Origin of the sequence: Paraburkholderia sp. C35, from assembly GCF_003121405.1 — a bacterium.
GTDB lineage: Bacteria > Pseudomonadota > Gammaproteobacteria > Burkholderiales > Burkholderiaceae > Paraburkholderia.
The window spans coordinates 96,870-110,984 of sequence record NZ_QBUY01000014.1; the positions used below are offsets into that span (position 1 = coordinate 96,870).

Here is a 14,115-nt window from a genome sequence, read left to right on the forward strand (position 1 = left end):
TGAAAATTAAGACCCAGTCAGCGAGAGCGGGGACAGTTGCCGTCTCCTCCGACAACCCGCGCGCGGAGCAGCCGAAACATCAAAGGTTGACCACCGCCCGATCGATGATCGGGCGCCAACCGCGTTCTCTCGGTTCCGTGAAGCATCAAACCGTATAGACCATGTTCGTCAGAAGTCAGATGATTGGTGATGACCGCCAGCGACGACCGCTCTCTATCGTTTCACCGGTTGAATCTCCTCGTACTTCGAAGCACTTGTGTACACGCACTTATCAAAGCAGGACATGTGTGCGATTGTTGACACTATAGTCATTTTAGACAGCATTGACAACGATATTTGAACGAATGTATTGTTTGTTCCTGGCGAGACGAGAGATTTCGATGTTACTCACGAGTCACAATGGTGACAAGGAAGACTTGAGGATAACTCGGCACTTGCCCGCGTTTTGATATTGAATCGGGAGACTATTCGTGCCTCAACCCAATGAGCCCGCCAAGCGTGACTCACAAGTCGAAGTTGAAGTCCAAACTGGTGTTGAGTTGGACAATATCGTCTGGACTGCTTTGACGGGGCCGCAAGCTGGGTTGGCGCAGCGGAATGCCGGTGGTGCGCGGTACACGCCGGACTTTGCGCCATTTGGCGCCGCTGCAGATTACTCCGTTGAAAGCGTGCGTGAGATTGCAGAGATGCTGCAAGCCAGAGAGCGACTCACGATGTTCACAATATCAAGACCAGGCTTACCGGAAGGGTTTGACGTGGTGCGCGATGCTGTCGCCGTCCAGATGATCGCGACGCAGGCATTCTCGTCGCCAGACGACTCTCAACTCGTTCGACCTCTAAGATCTGAGCATGCGGTCGACATGATGCGACTAGTAAAGCTGACGGAGCCTGGCCCATTCGGACCGCGCACCCACGAGATGGGAAACTATTTCGGCATCTGGTTTGACGGGGAACTCGTCGCAATGGCGGGCGAGCGGATGATGGCAGGAAACTATGTTGAAATTAGCGCTGTCTGCACTCACCCGAACTGGCGTGGGCAGGGACTTGGACGCATTTTGATGGAGTATTTGGGCGCGAGCATTCAACGTCGAGGCGCAATTCCGTTGCTGCATGTCTTTACGACCAACATATCTGCAATGCGTTTGTACCGGGCGCTTGGATTTCGGCGTGCCCGGCAGTTACACGTCACGGTCTTGATGCGTTCGGCGAATCAACCGCACGAATTGCAATCGTGAAGAGTCCCGACTGACTCTGTCGCGTTTCGCACATAAATGTGTGCGCAGTTGACTACGACTCCCGTCATCCACCGTGCCGAAGGTAATTCCGACCTGCACGTTCGAGGCCCTACGCATCAAATTTACCCGCGCTGGACACCGCTGTCATACCTGAGGTAAATCCGATATTAAAAGTGTGCATATGCAAGTATAATCGCCGACTCCAAGCGCGTCGACGAGTCTTGCCGTGAAGTGTTAAAAACTCCAGGATGGGATGGTCTATAGCCGGACCCAACGGACGCGCAGCAATATAGAATAAGGAGTGATCGATGGACTACTTCGAAAAGCTGCGGGTTTTCCGGGCGGTGGTTGAGGCCAACAGTTTCAAAGGCGCAGCCGATATGCTGGGCTTGACGCCTCCGATCATCTCGAGAGGAATCGCCGGCTTGGAAAAGCAGCTCGGTAGCCGACTCTTTCATCGCACGACACGACAGATTTCCCTTACCGATTCCGCAGGCCGCGTCTACGAACGCGTATGTCGGATACTGGATGAGCTCGATACTCTGGAGGCGGAAACTGCGGGTGACATGCACGTGCCAACCGGAATGTTACGACTGGTTGCGCACACCACAGCCACACTTAACCGTCTTGTGCCATTGGTCTCGACTTTCAAGCGCAAGTATCCCGATGTGCGGCTTGAGCTCACGCTTACTGAACTCCCGACTGATCTGGTCGCCGACGGTTTTGACCTTGGTATCGTCTTACCATATATGCTGAGTTCAGATCTGACGGTTACCAAACTGCTGGAGCGTATTCCACTCGTGATCGTCGCGACGAAGGAGTATCTCAAGAGCCATCCTGTAATCGAACATCCATCCGACCTTGTTCCGCACAGATTTGTATCCAATCTACCGGCATTGCGTCGACCATGCATGAGCTTTCGTACTGAGAATGACGACATTCATATTCCGATCAACGTCGACATCACCTCGAACAATGCCGAGTTCAGAAAGGATGCAGTGATGCAGGGGTTCGGGATCGGCGTGTTACCCATTGCGATCCTTGAATCGGAACTGGTTAGTGGAAAGCTTGTTCGGGTGCTTGAAAACTACGAGATCATCGATGGCGAGATTGATATTACGCTCGCGTATAGCAACAAGACTTTGATGCCTGCCAGAGTGCGGGCGTTTATCGATCACGCCACTCAATTTTTTGACGAGATCCGCGCAAGGCGCTTACCGTTGACTCGCATCAACTCTTGATCGATATTGATCAGCCAACGTGACGACGGGATTCTTGCGGCCCCGCTGGAGTTCCAATCGCATGCCGCGTGCGATTCAGATTCGACGGGCTTGACTGGAGAATGAGACGGTCTCACGCTCCTCGCCTGATTACGATCGGGCGCTTTCACGCTTTAGCCGGGATGGTCGTGAACGAGAAGCTCTACTAGCCGGCGTACCTCGTCGTCCGCGTTCGCATGCGGCGGGTATGCCGGAATCAAGCCGCGTCAATGCGGCGTCGATCAGAACGTCGAGAGCCTGAATTGTTGCGTCGCACAGCCTGCCAATCCAACGCACAAGGCTAATTCTGGTGTGTGTCGACCGTAATTTCACGAGCTGCACCAGACGAAATCGTCGTTTTTCAATTATTTTATGTGACCCGGAAGGGTCGTTTTACCGACTCTTGGACGCTTGGGGCGAATCGCAACCTACGGCTCTGCGCAACCTGCACCACGCCAAAACAAAATATCCGTGTAGCGCGGCTTTCGCGGCTGCAGGAGCTTCAGAAAGGCCTCTCGGATAGAGGTGGGCGAGAAGCGGACCAATGGTTACGGGTACCCGAAGCGCGCTTACTCGTGCTTGAACACTGTGTTCTTGAAATCACGAGACCACGATGACGTACCGCCGTACCCGGTGTCGCTACCGTCCATCTCGTCGTCTACCAGCATGCGTGCCTGAATTTCCTGGGCAGCGCTTGGGTAGTCGATATGGTCTTTCGCTGGCGAATAACCGGCCCGAACGTACTGCACCAACTGCGCCTCAACCTGTGCTCGCGTGAGCGAACTATCGGTAGCCTGCGAATAAGAATGTGCCGAGGCGGCGAAGGCAGAGGCCACGATTGCCAAATGAAGAAAGGGCTTCATCCTAATCCCGTTTTGTAGAAGTCTCGACTCGAAATCGAGCGTCATCGTCGGGGCGAGTGTAGTCGAGCGGTTGATGCCAATAAATGCCGTTCCAAACAAGGAATCATTGCGATCGCGAGCAACAATCAGAATCGATGGTTGAAAAAGGTCGAAATCGTTGCTCCCTCAAGGTTTTGGCCCGTGTTTGCATCGAGAAGCAGCGCGAATTCGAAAAATATGGATTGTTGATCTGCATTGCGAGACGGCCCATGGTTTCATATGATAACCATCATGCTACGGCGAAGGACCTTGTGAGATACAGCGCGAGTCATAAACAGGAAACGCGGCTCAGACTACTTGAGATTGCGGCCGATTCGATCAGGCAAGATGGCTTGCAGCACGTCGGCGTTGCTGGGGTCATGTCTAAGGCCGGTTTAACGCATCGCGGATTCTATGGCCACTTCGCATCTCGCGAGGTACTCGTGGTCGAGGCGATCGGTCACATGTTCTTGGAAAGCGAAAGTCGGTTCGGTCGAGGGACTGAAGGGCGTAGCCCTTCGGATGGGCTTCAGGCGTTCGTCCGATATTATCTGTCTCTCGAACACCTCGATGGCAAGGCGAAAGGTTGTCCAGTTGCCGCACTGCTTTCTGATATCCCGCGGGGTGCCGCTGCTGTCCGTGAGGCGTTTTCGGAAGGTAAGGATCGACTCAAGGATCGGCTCGAGAAACTCTTTGAGCGGATGGGGGGCGACGATGCCGATCCGCAGGCGAACAAGCTTCTGGCAGAGCTCGTCGGCTCGCTGATGCTTGCTCGCGCGGAACCCAATCGGAAGGCCGCGAAGTCATTCCTGATAAGCGCTCGCTCATCGATCGAGTCTCGTTTCAATTTGGGTGATGCGAATGAATACCAATGAACAGAATACAAGGAAGCTGACCGGGCTCGAACAATTGCATCTGTTCATCCGGGCGGGTGGGCGAGCACCAATCGGAGAAACTCTTGACTTTGCACTCGTTGAAGCTCGCGAAGGCTTTGTTGCGTTCGAATCCGTGCCAACATCTCGTTTGTACAATCCAATCGGCACGGTGCACGGTGGATACATTGCGACCTTGCTCGATTCTGCATGCGGTTGCGCCGCTCATTCACTACTCTCCGACTCGCAAGGCTATACAACGTTGGATTTAAAGGTTGCGTATCACAAGGCAATCACAGGAACAACGGGCAAAGTGCGCTCGGAAGGCAAGGTCGTGAGCATTGGGAAAAGGGTTGCCTTTGCCGAAGCCACGCTTCGCGACGAGAGTGGCAAGCTGTACGCCTCAGCTTCATCGACGTTGCTTGTGTTCGAAAAATAAGTAGTGTCGGCTTTTTCGTAGTAGCTGGGGCCACAGAGTTCAACCTGTTCATGTGCTGGCGATCAACGGAATTGTTCGAATCCCTTCGGTCATGGGCGTCTGTCGCGTCGGGGATTTTTGTAGATCAAGGGTGTGAGCGCAAATCCGAAGGGTGCGCTTTAGGAAGGCTGGACAAGGAGATGGATGTGCAGGAAAAGAAAAAAGTTGCGCTTGTGACAAATGCCTCGGACTATGCCGGCCAGCCTGCGGTTACCGCGCTGACAAGCGCTGGATACCACGTGCTGGTTGGTGACGAGTCGTTTAACGACGAGTCTGTATTGGCGAAATTTCTCGAAAAGCACGCGGGAGTAGTACGTGTCGGGGGCGAAAATCCCGAGCAGATAGTTGAAGCGGCCTGGGCCGTTCACGGACGAGTGGACGCCATCGTCAGTAACGACCATTTTCCGGCCGTCCACCGCGCGACGGCAGATGTATCGCTGGACGACATGCGAGCGACCCTCGAGAAACTGGTAATCAATCCGTTTGCGCTCGTGAAGGCGTCAATCCCCCGCTTTAAGGAACAGGGCGGGGGGAATATCGTGATGATCACTTCATGCCGCACCAAGCTTCCGATGTACGGCGGCGCGGTTCCCGACGCTGCTAGAGACGCGGCCAACGCGTTGGTTCGCTCATTTTCCATTGAGCTGGCACCGCTCAATATCGCGGTGAATGCAGTCGCTCCGAACTTCCTGTACAGCGAAGCCTATTATCCCCGGGCAATTTTCATCGATGACCCGATGGGGCGGGAATATGTGAAGGCTTCGGTACCAGCAGGTCGATTGGGTGATCCTGAGGAGATCGGTGAACTGATCACCTTCCTCGCGTCAACCCAGTCCAGGTTCCTGACGGGTGCCATCGTTGACTTTTCTGGGGGCTGGCCCGCAGCCGCGACAAGGCCATCCAACGCGAGCGACTGAAAGGCCTGTTCGCATTCGTTTAGTTGAAAATTTAAGGATATTCGTATCATGAGTCAGCAGACCGCACGTGCCATTGTTCTGGCTTCCCGCCCGACGACCGGGCCCGCAGATGAAAGTCATTTCCGTCTGGAAACCATCAAGTTGCCCGAACTCGGTCCCGATTCGTTGCTGTTGAAGGTGAAATACCTCTCGCTTGATCCATATATGCGCGGACGGATGTCGGCGCGCAAGTCGTACGCACCGTCGGTCGAAGTCGGAGAGAAGATGGTCGGGGAGGTCGTCGCAGAGGTTGTGCGCACCAATAGCGCTCAATTCAAGGAAGGTGACCTCGTTCAATCTCGTGTTGGCTGGTGCGATTTCGCAGTTGCAAATGCCTCGGAAGTCCGAAAAATTCAGGTGGACGATATCCCTGTTACTACCAGGCTTGGCGTGTTGGGCATGCCGGGCTTCACGGCATGGTCGGGATTGCATTTAATTGGCCGGCCGAAGGCGGGCGAAACTGTCGTGGTCTCTGCTGCAAGTGGGCCAGTTGGATCATTGGTGGGCCAGCTTGCCAAGCTTGCTGGAGCGCGCGCTGTAGGCATCGCAGGTGGACCAGAAAAGTGTCGATATCTTGTTGAGGAGTTGGGGTTCGACGCGGCCGTCGATCATCGCTCAGCGGACGCGGCCAAGCTGTTGGCTACTGCCTGTCCCGATGGCATTGACGTATATTTCGAAAATGTTGGCGGTCAGGTATGGCAAATGGTTTTGCCGTTGCTTAATACTTATGCACGCATCCCTGTTTGCGGACTGGTTTCGTACTTCAGTGAGGATTTTGATCGGTCGAAAGACTTTCTGTCATCGACGATGATGGACGTTTTGTCGAAAAGTCTGACTCTACGCGGCTTCATCAATTACGAGTTCGAAAAGGAGCATTTTTCGACGTTCTACGGTAGCGTTTCCCAAAACCTGCGGGATAACAAGATCCTGTACAAAGAAGACATTACCGAGGGCCTGGAGAATGCACCTCAAGCCTTCCTCGGGATGCTAAAGGGCGAGAATTTCGGGAAAGTTCTCGTCAAGGTCAGTTAAGCGAGTTGTTGACATATCTCTGATCGGTCTTGATGAAGGCGGACGCTGAGTATAAGAACGCGATGATTAACGAAGAGTTCATTAGTCTCGAAATGAGATCTCGAACCATGCACGCGCTAATTGACGTCCGACTTATCAGTGCCGCAGGGCCTTCTGGGAATCGGAGTGGCGTATGGGAGGCGATGGTTTCCCAGCTGCGCTGGGAAATGATCAAGTCTTTCCTGGATAGCCAATCATTGCCCTACAAGATTGGCTTTTCTCCTGATGCGGAGCGTGTCGCATTCAATGGCGCTGACTGGTAGCGTTTCGTGAATTGAGCTTGTCCCAGACGGCCCGAGCTCGAGACAAGGGCAACGTTACCTTCTCCCTCCCACGATTGCCTTGAGTTCGGCACGCGCCGACTCAAGGATCTCGGCTGAAACGGCTGGGCATGTCTTCGCGGTTGCACGGGCCATGGATACGGCGCCCACCATCGAGACCACCAGCACGACGGCTTTTCGACGCGCTTCCTGTGTAGACCATGTGGAGGGCATCGATTCCTCGACGACCTTCACGATGCGTGCGAAGCCTTGTGCGTAATTCTGCTGCGCCGCTTCTTGCTGACGCCCAATCTCACCTGTGTAGACTGGCATTGCGCAGCTGCCTGGCGTGAGCTGCCCGTTCTCCCCAGATACATAAAGATCGATTAGCGCATTCAGTGGGTCGCCGCCGGTTCTCATTTGTTCCAGGAACAGGTCGAGACTTGTTGATTGCGAGTGTAGACAAACCGCCGCGATGAGTTCGTCCTTGGACTTAAAGTGTGCGTACAAAGCGCCATGGGTGAGCCCCGCAGCCTTGCCGATGTCGGCTACGCCCACGCCATCGAATCCATGCAGTTTGAACAAGCGTGACGCGACTTCGATTAGCTTAATACGGTTCTGGTTACTTTGTTCTTTGCTGACCTTCACGACGCGACTTTTCTTTCGGGGGGGCCCCCATGATAATGAGTACACCGCTGCTCAACAAGTACGCAGTGGCGTGGATGCGGCAGCTTACGGTCGAGCGACGTTAGCAGAGAGCTTCCTTCCATTCTTGCTAATCCAGGAGAAAATTCAAGAACAGATTCATCGGTTTGCATGGCCGGCATCCGCGAGATGCGGTGAGCGCGAGGTCAAGAAGGGGAGTCGGCAAGATTACGAATTCGCGAGCGCGCCTGATCGCTCAGATGTGGCATATCTGGGCGATTTTCGATAGGCAGGCGTATTGCAATTCAGATGTACGTTGTCCTCGCGCAAAAGATATAGATTTTATGCGTGATTATCGGCATCATTCCGGATGCGCGATTTGCGCCACTGTGATCGTCCAGATGGCCGTCCACTGCTCAGATCTCACTCACGCCCGTTTGGAGGTGTTGAGCGAGTTGTGACCGGACCGTCACAGCTTGGTCTATTCAAGTGAACTGGAAGGCTTTCACTGCGCGGCGTGAACCGAGCTCGCGATGGAGGCATTCATTGCAGAATTGCGCGCAGTTTCGAGACGTGCGAGCGACAGAAGAGCGACTGGGGTGATGACGTGAGCATTTACGAGATTGGCGTGATTGGGAACGTGAGTCCAACACAGGCTGAAGCCCTGAGCGTATCGCTCACAGGGCTCGTAACGGATTTCGGCCTTGAAGTCGGACGTGACGTTATGATTCGCTATGGTGCTGAAGTGAAGGAGCGGAATCGTCATGCGGCTGTCGTGAGCGTCTATTTTGGATCGCCCGATCAGCCTGAAAAGGAGATCGCTCGGGCGATGGTGCGCGCCAGCAGCCCTGTGATTCCCGTCGTTTCGAAGGGAGACGATTTTCCTGCATGCATTCCAGATTTCCTTCAGCATGCGAACGCGTTTTATCTCCGACCGGGCGACAAAAAGCTGGATGAGCTTGCGTCGGCGATGTTGGAGTGTGTTGGTCTGCTGCGTCGGCAGAGGCGCGTATTCGTCAGCTATCGGAGAATCGAGGCCCGCTCGGCTGCCATGCAGCTTCATGACCTGCTGAGTGCATGCGGATTCGACGTGTTTCTCGATACTCATGATGTTCGACCAGGTGAGCCTTTTCAGGAGGTGCTCTGGCAGCGGCTCTATGATTCTGACGTGATGGTTATGCTCGATACGCCCACCTATTTCGCGAGCAAATGGACGAGGCAAGAACTCGGGCGCGCCCGAGCAAAAGAGATTCACGTGCTTCGAGTCATATGGCCAGATCACAAATCCCATCGCGTGATGGAGTTCGGGGAGTCCGTGTATCTCGCTCCGGAGGACTTGAGCGGTGCCGACGGTCCGATCGTCCCTGAAACTGCGGAAAGGATCGTGCGTTCCGTCGAAGGTCTTCGCAGTCGAAGTATCGCCTCTCGCTATATGTCTATTACGGGAAAATTGCGCGTAGAGGTGGAGCGGGTTGGGGCCAAGGTTACGGGAATAGGCGCACACCGTGCGATCTCGATCCTGCTCGAAGACGGGCGCACCATCTGGGCATACCCGGTGGTTGGGGTGCCGACGGCGGAACTGCTGAACGATGTGGCGACGAAAGCGCGCGAGGCACATCAGGATGAAACGCCTATGCTCGTCTACGACCACCTGGGCATAGGTAAGCAATGGCGAGACCATCTGGAATGGCTCGACGCGAACATTGCTTCCGTTCGTGCGGTCGCGGTGGTAGATGCAGCAGACAAGTTGCCAGAATGGGAAACCGAAGAATGACGAACGCGATCTTTCTGTCGGCGGGTATTCCCGATCCTGTTAGAGGGCCAGAATTCGCGGCCACAGCGGATTCCGTTGCGATTACGGCGGCGGTTTCCGCGTTAGTTCACGTGACGCTCGGTCGTCGAGTCCTGGTATGGGGCGGGCATCCGGCTATCACGCCTATGATCTGGGTAGTTGCGGATAGTCTCGGCATCGACTACGGGGCATGGGTGCGACTCTATCAGTCAAACTACTTTGTCGACGAATTTCCTGAAGACAACGCCCGCTTCCAGAACGTGGTCTACACCGACGACATTGAGCACCATCTGCCGAAGAGTCTGTTGCACATGCGGGAGCGCATTTTTGGTGAAAACCAGTTTGATTCTGCAGTGTTTATCGGAGGTATGGCAGGGATCGTGGACGAATTCCATCTCCTTCGTCAGGCTCAGCCGGCCGCAACCGTAATTCCTGTCGCAACGACAGGAGGTGCGGTTCTCGATATCGTCAAGGAAATGCCATCGCACAGCGAGGACTTGTCGCAAGACTTCGACTTCGTATCGCTGTTTCATCGGCACCTCAACATTTCGGTGAAAGAGAGACGGTATGCACGCCCCGCGGACCAACCTGCAAACGTTGAAGACAGGATGTATTGACTGGTCTGTCGCGGCACCAGTTGATGCGCGCACCCGCGGAAGTTCCGGTTGGTAGCGTCTCTTGATGAGACCGCCTCGAAATTGCGCACTTGGACGGGTCTGGTGTGTTTTCAAAGAAGTGCTACGGCATGACAGCCAGGTCGATGTCATGGAATTGGCTTTTTGAGCACCCGCAGTGGCCGTTTTAGTTTTTGCTGTCAAATAAATATCTGGAGCTTTTGATGTATCGGGGATTTAATCTTAGGCTGGAAGGGAAGAATCCATTTCGTGAGTATCATGGGATTGGACAGCAAAATAACTCGATATCAGCCAGCATGCTGAAAACGAGAATGACAAACTATCTGAGTCAGAAAACGATTGATGCCGCGGCCATACAGGGTGATTGGTTCGGTCAGGTCGACGCAGAAGTGTTTATTTCCCACTCGCACAGCGACCTTGATCTTGCGCTATCCGTGGCGGGATGGTTGAGTTCGCAGTTTGGTCTGAGCTCTTTTGTCGACTCCTCGGTTTGGGGGCACGCAAACACACTGCTAAAAATTCTCGACAAGAAGTATTGCTGGATGGATGACAAAGGTTCCTACGACTATGACTCGCGGAATCGGTCAACAAGCCATGTACATATGATGCTGTCGACGGCGTTGTCGAAGATGATCGATCGTACTGAGTGCATCATCTTCTTGAATACTCCAGAATCCATCGTCGTCGAAGATGCGATAACTGAGGTTGGCGACGAGAAAACCGGTTCACCGTGGATCTATGCTGAACTGGTGGCCAGTCGCTTGATCCGAAAGAAAGAGCCAGTACGACATCCGGTCACGGAATCATACGACGATGGTCTCATGAAGCGGCAAGCGACGGCTGGAACAATCCCCATTCGTTACGCGGTTGGCGAGGAACTGAATCTTCTCACCCCTTTATCTATTAGAGACCTTGAGGTGTGGGAGGCACATTCGTCTAATGCTCAGGTCGCGAGCAAGCTTGACGTGTTGTATCAAATCAAACCTCTCAAGAATCAAACGAAGTAGACGTATCCCATTCGAAAGTTTTGCTATCGCTGCCATGAGTAAAAACGTAAGACGTAAGGATAAGTCCGCTTTTTCGTCGGAAATTGAAGCGTTCATTCGAACGTTTGTCGAGGAACTGATTAACGATAACGCTGCAATCTTCGCAGGGGCCGGGTTGTCCGCATCCAGAGGGTACGTCAACTGGAAGGAGCTGCTTCGCGGAATTGCAGAGGGACTGAATCTCGACGTAGACCGGGAAACGAACCTCGTTGCACTCGCTCAGTTTCATCTCAACGAGCGGCGGAACAGGTCGGAGCTCAACCGACGCATTGTCGCGGAGTTTAGTGATACCCGCGAGCCGTCTGAGAATCACAGGATTCTGGCGCGGCTGCCGATTTCTACGTACTGGACGACAAACTACGACAAACTGATTGAGACGTCTCTCCGGAACGGCGGAAAGATTGTTGACGTCAAATATGACGTTGCACAGCTCAAGACCACGCTGCCTAACCGGGATGTCGTACTCTACAAGATGCATGGGGACGTTGACCACGCGGAAGAGGCGGTCCTTACGAAAGACGACTACGAGGGATACTTCCGGAAACATGAGCCTTTCGTTACGGCTCTGAGCGGCCATCTGACTTCGAAAACATTCCTGTTTCTGGGTTTCAGCTTCAGTGATCCGAACATCGACTATGTGATGAGTCGGGTTCGTGTGATGTTGCACAACGCACCGAAGCAACAGTATTGCATCATGCGACGGGAGCAAAAGGCGGCGAAGGAGAAGAAAGAAAGCTTCGCATACCGCAAACATCAACAGACGTTCCTTATCAAGGATCTTCAGCGGATTGGTGTGCATACGCTGCTGGTCGACGAGTACGACGACATCACGCGGATTCTTGGACGCATCGAAAGCGATTACAGGCAGCGGACGATTCTGGTTTCGGGCAGTGCGGACGACTTTCAGCCTTGGGAGATGCGTGATGCAAATCGATTCGTGGCGAATCTTAGCCGGTCGCTGATTGAGAAGCATTATTCAATCGTTACGGGAATCGGTTTGGGTATCGGCCCGAGCGTCATCGCGGGCGCTTTAGAGCCGATTCTCCTCGAGCGTCTGAAATTCCGGCAATCCCAGTTGATCGCGAGACCGTTTCCTTTCGCGATTGAAGATAAGCGGGAACGAGAACGCGTTCATGAAGCTTATCGCCAACAGATGGTGGATGCGTGTGGCATCGCAATCTTTATCTTTGGAAACAAGCGGAAAGGCAAGGAAACAAAAAATGCCAGCGGTGTGCTGCGCGAGTTCGAAGTTGCCGTTGAAAAAGGATTGAAAGTTGTGCCTGTTGGGGCAACGGGGCATGCTGCTGAGGAACTGTGGCGGCGAGTAGATGCCGATTTCGACGTGTATTTTCCGCAGGCAACAAAGGCTGTGAGGAAGCTTTTTTCGGCAATCGGTCCTTCAGCGAAGAAAGATCCGGACGAGCTTACCGCAACGATTATTAACCTGATTGGAGCGATCAGGCGCATGAAAGGCTGACCCTGCATGCAAAGCAGCAGTATGAGTCGAATTCGCGACATTCGACTCTGATACAGGCGACAGTAGATGTAACTCACCGAGGAGAAATTTCGTGGCGAAGCGAGTGTTTTTCAGTTTCCACTATCAAGATGTGATCGACTTTCGAGCGAACGTTGTTCGAAATCACTGGGTAGCGAAGGACGACCGCGAGGATGCGGGCTTTTTTGATGCGTCTATCTGGGAAGAGAGCAAGAAAAAAGGTTCTTCTGAACTCAGGAAGCTCATCCGTACCGGACTCGAAAATACATCGAACACCTGCGTGTTAATCGGTTCGCAAACCTATGCGCGTCCTTGGGTCAGGTACGAGATCTTTTACAGCATCTGGCGTCACAATCATGTGTTTGGCGTGCACATCAACCAGATCAAAGGGAAGGACGGCAAAACGAAGACGAACGGGCCCAATCCGTTTGATTACCTGGCGCTAAAGTACAGTGCAGATGGGACTTCGGCGACACCAATGGAAGCAAAAGACGGCAAGTGGGTTGAGTTTGGTGAGTTTGGCGAATACAAACTTGCAAACGTAGCAAAGAGCGAGCGTTGGGGAAAAACTCTATCGTTATCGTCTCTTGGATTTAAGACGTACTGCTGGTCCGCAGATGACGGCTACAACTCGTTTGCGAACTGGGTGAAGTGATGAAGTTCCCGCCTTCCGCGGCACATCGTGGAGGGCGGGGGAGCGCATGCGCTACACGCGGTAAAGATTTGTTGCCCATGCCGAGCTACTAGAAAACGGATTGCTTCGTTGGACGACTCCATCAGCAGGTTGCGACTATTGCTTCCCGACCAGCGTTTCAGCGCCCGCCCGATTGCTATCAGGTTCGGCGGGTTGGCGCCTGAAGACGAGCATGCGAGGAGTCACTTGCTGACAGATCTCGCCATTTTGATTGATTGTGTCGCCTTGCAGCACGACAATGCCGCGATCTGGTTTGGACTGGGATGGAATAATTTCGATTACCCGGGTCACGACATGTAGCGAGTCTCCCGGTCGCGTCGGCCTCGGCCATGATATTTCACCCCCCACCCCAATCATTCCTCCAGCGATAGGCACGCTTTCCACGAGCAATCGCATCGTGATTGCAGCCGTGTGCCATCCGCTAGCGGCGAGTCCACGGAATACCGTTTGGGCGGCCGCCGCCTCGTCCAGATGAAACACTTGGGGGTCGAAAGACTGCGCGAATGTGCGGATTTCATCAAGGTCAACCCGGTACTCCCTGCTCTCGAAGGTGTCTCCAATGCGCATGTCTTCGAGATACTTCTTTGCTGCTTCCATCGCCGTCTCCAATTGCTCGCGTCCAGGTGCCAAGAGTCGCGCGGTTGGTCGCCGCGCTGAACAAGCCCGGCGTATCTGCATTGGTCTGCAGAACCGCTTTACAACTTCCTTTTGGGAACTTAATATACGAAGCAGATGGCGTTCTGTCAATGGCGGAATGCTGACTGTCGAGACGTTAAGGGTTGGTGTACGGGTCTCG

The 14,115-nt window shown here is 53.8% G+C and carries 14 protein-coding genes; 11 read left to right on the forward strand and 3 right to left on the reverse strand.

What is annotated here, in order from left to right; all coding sequences use genetic code 11:
- Nucleotides 1–470 precede the first annotated feature (470 nt).
- Both DK391_RS12000 and DK391_RS12005 read left to right on the forward strand, forming a co-directional pair.
- Nucleotides 471–1,235, forward strand: a complete 765-nt coding sequence (locus tag DK391_RS12000) for a GNAT family N-acetyltransferase (RefSeq protein ID WP_109478216.1) — start codon at nt 471–473, stop codon at nt 1,233–1,235.
- A 308-nt stretch (nt 1,236–1,543) separates the two neighbouring features.
- Nucleotides 1,544–2,476, forward strand: a complete 933-nt coding sequence (locus tag DK391_RS12005; protein ID WP_109478217.1) for a LysR family transcriptional regulator — start codon at nt 1,544–1,546, stop codon at nt 2,474–2,476.
- 587 nt (nt 2,477–3,063) lie between these two features.
- Here DK391_RS12005 and DK391_RS12010 read toward each other — a convergent pair.
- Nucleotides 3,064–3,357 carry a DUF4148 domain-containing protein gene (locus DK391_RS12010; protein ID WP_162600799.1) on the reverse strand — a complete coding sequence of 98 codons (294 nt, stop codon included), beginning with the start codon at nt 3,355–3,357 and terminating at the stop codon, nt 3,064–3,066.
- An 83-nt stretch (nt 3,358–3,440) separates the two neighbouring features.
- Between DK391_RS12010 and DK391_RS12015 the strand changes: the two genes are divergently transcribed.
- From DK391_RS12015 to DK391_RS12030, 4 genes are all read left to right on the forward strand, one after another.
- Complete coding sequence (locus DK391_RS12015; RefSeq protein WP_109478219.1) at nt 3,441–4,250, forward strand: TetR/AcrR family transcriptional regulator; 810 nt, start codon at nt 3,441–3,443, stop codon at nt 4,248–4,250.
- Entirely contained in the window at nt 4,237–4,686 is a 450-nt protein-coding gene (locus DK391_RS12020; RefSeq protein WP_109478220.1) for a PaaI family thioesterase, read from the forward strand. The genes DK391_RS12015 and DK391_RS12020 overlap by 14 nt, the downstream gene beginning before the upstream one ends.
- A 179-nt stretch (nt 4,687–4,865) precedes the next feature.
- Nucleotides 4,866–5,642, forward strand: a complete 777-nt coding sequence (locus DK391_RS12025; RefSeq protein WP_109478221.1) for an SDR family oxidoreductase — start codon at nt 4,866–4,868, stop codon at nt 5,640–5,642.
- 48 nt (nt 5,643–5,690) lie between these two features.
- Entirely contained in the window at nt 5,691–6,713 is a 1,023-nt protein-coding gene (locus tag DK391_RS12030; protein ID WP_109478222.1) for an NADP-dependent oxidoreductase, read from the forward strand.
- A 356-nt stretch (nt 6,714–7,069) separates the two neighbouring features.
- Here the strand turns inward: DK391_RS12030 and DK391_RS12040 are convergent, their stop codons facing one another.
- A complete protein-coding gene (locus tag DK391_RS12040) occupies nt 7,070–7,660 on the reverse strand; it encodes a TetR family transcriptional regulator (RefSeq protein WP_162600800.1) in 591 nt (196 codons plus the stop codon).
- 604 nt (nt 7,661–8,264) lie between these two features.
- On the opposite strand from DK391_RS12040, the gene DK391_RS12045 reads away from it, so the two are divergent.
- The 5 genes from DK391_RS12045 to DK391_RS12065 all read left to right on the forward strand — a co-directional run bounded on the left by DK391_RS12045 (nt 8,265) and on the right by DK391_RS12065 (nt 13,280).
- On the forward strand, nt 8,265–9,431 hold the full coding sequence (locus tag DK391_RS12045) for a toll/interleukin-1 receptor domain-containing protein (RefSeq protein ID WP_109478252.1): 1,167 nt from the start codon (nt 8,265–8,267) through the stop codon (nt 9,429–9,431).
- Nucleotides 9,428–10,066 carry a hypothetical protein gene (locus DK391_RS12050; RefSeq protein WP_109478225.1) on the forward strand — a complete coding sequence of 213 codons (639 nt, stop codon included), beginning with the start codon at nt 9,428–9,430 and terminating at the stop codon, nt 10,064–10,066. Before DK391_RS12045 ends, DK391_RS12050 begins: the two co-directional genes overlap by 4 nt.
- 329 nt (nt 10,067–10,395) lie before the next feature.
- Entirely contained in the window at nt 10,396–11,091 is a 696-nt protein-coding gene (locus tag DK391_RS12055; protein ID WP_204117347.1) for a hypothetical protein, read from the forward strand.
- 34 nt (nt 11,092–11,125) lie between these two features.
- The gene (locus DK391_RS12060) at nt 11,126–12,607 is read left to right on the forward strand and encodes an SIR2 family protein (RefSeq protein WP_109478226.1); all 1,482 of its coding nucleotides are present in this window, start codon (nt 11,126–11,128) and stop codon (nt 12,605–12,607) included.
- 91 nt (nt 12,608–12,698) lie between these two features.
- Nucleotides 12,699–13,280, forward strand: coding sequence for a TIR domain-containing protein (locus DK391_RS12065; protein ID WP_109478227.1), 582 nt, complete (start codon nt 12,699–12,701; stop codon nt 13,278–13,280).
- Between the two features lie 135 nt (nt 13,281–13,415).
- Here the strand turns inward: DK391_RS12065 and DK391_RS12070 are convergent, their stop codons facing one another.
- The gene (locus tag DK391_RS12070; protein ID WP_109478228.1) at nt 13,416–13,916 is read right to left on the reverse strand and encodes a MaoC family dehydratase; all 501 of its coding nucleotides are present in this window, start codon (nt 13,914–13,916) and stop codon (nt 13,416–13,418) included.
- Nucleotides 13,917–14,115 lie beyond the last annotated feature (199 nt).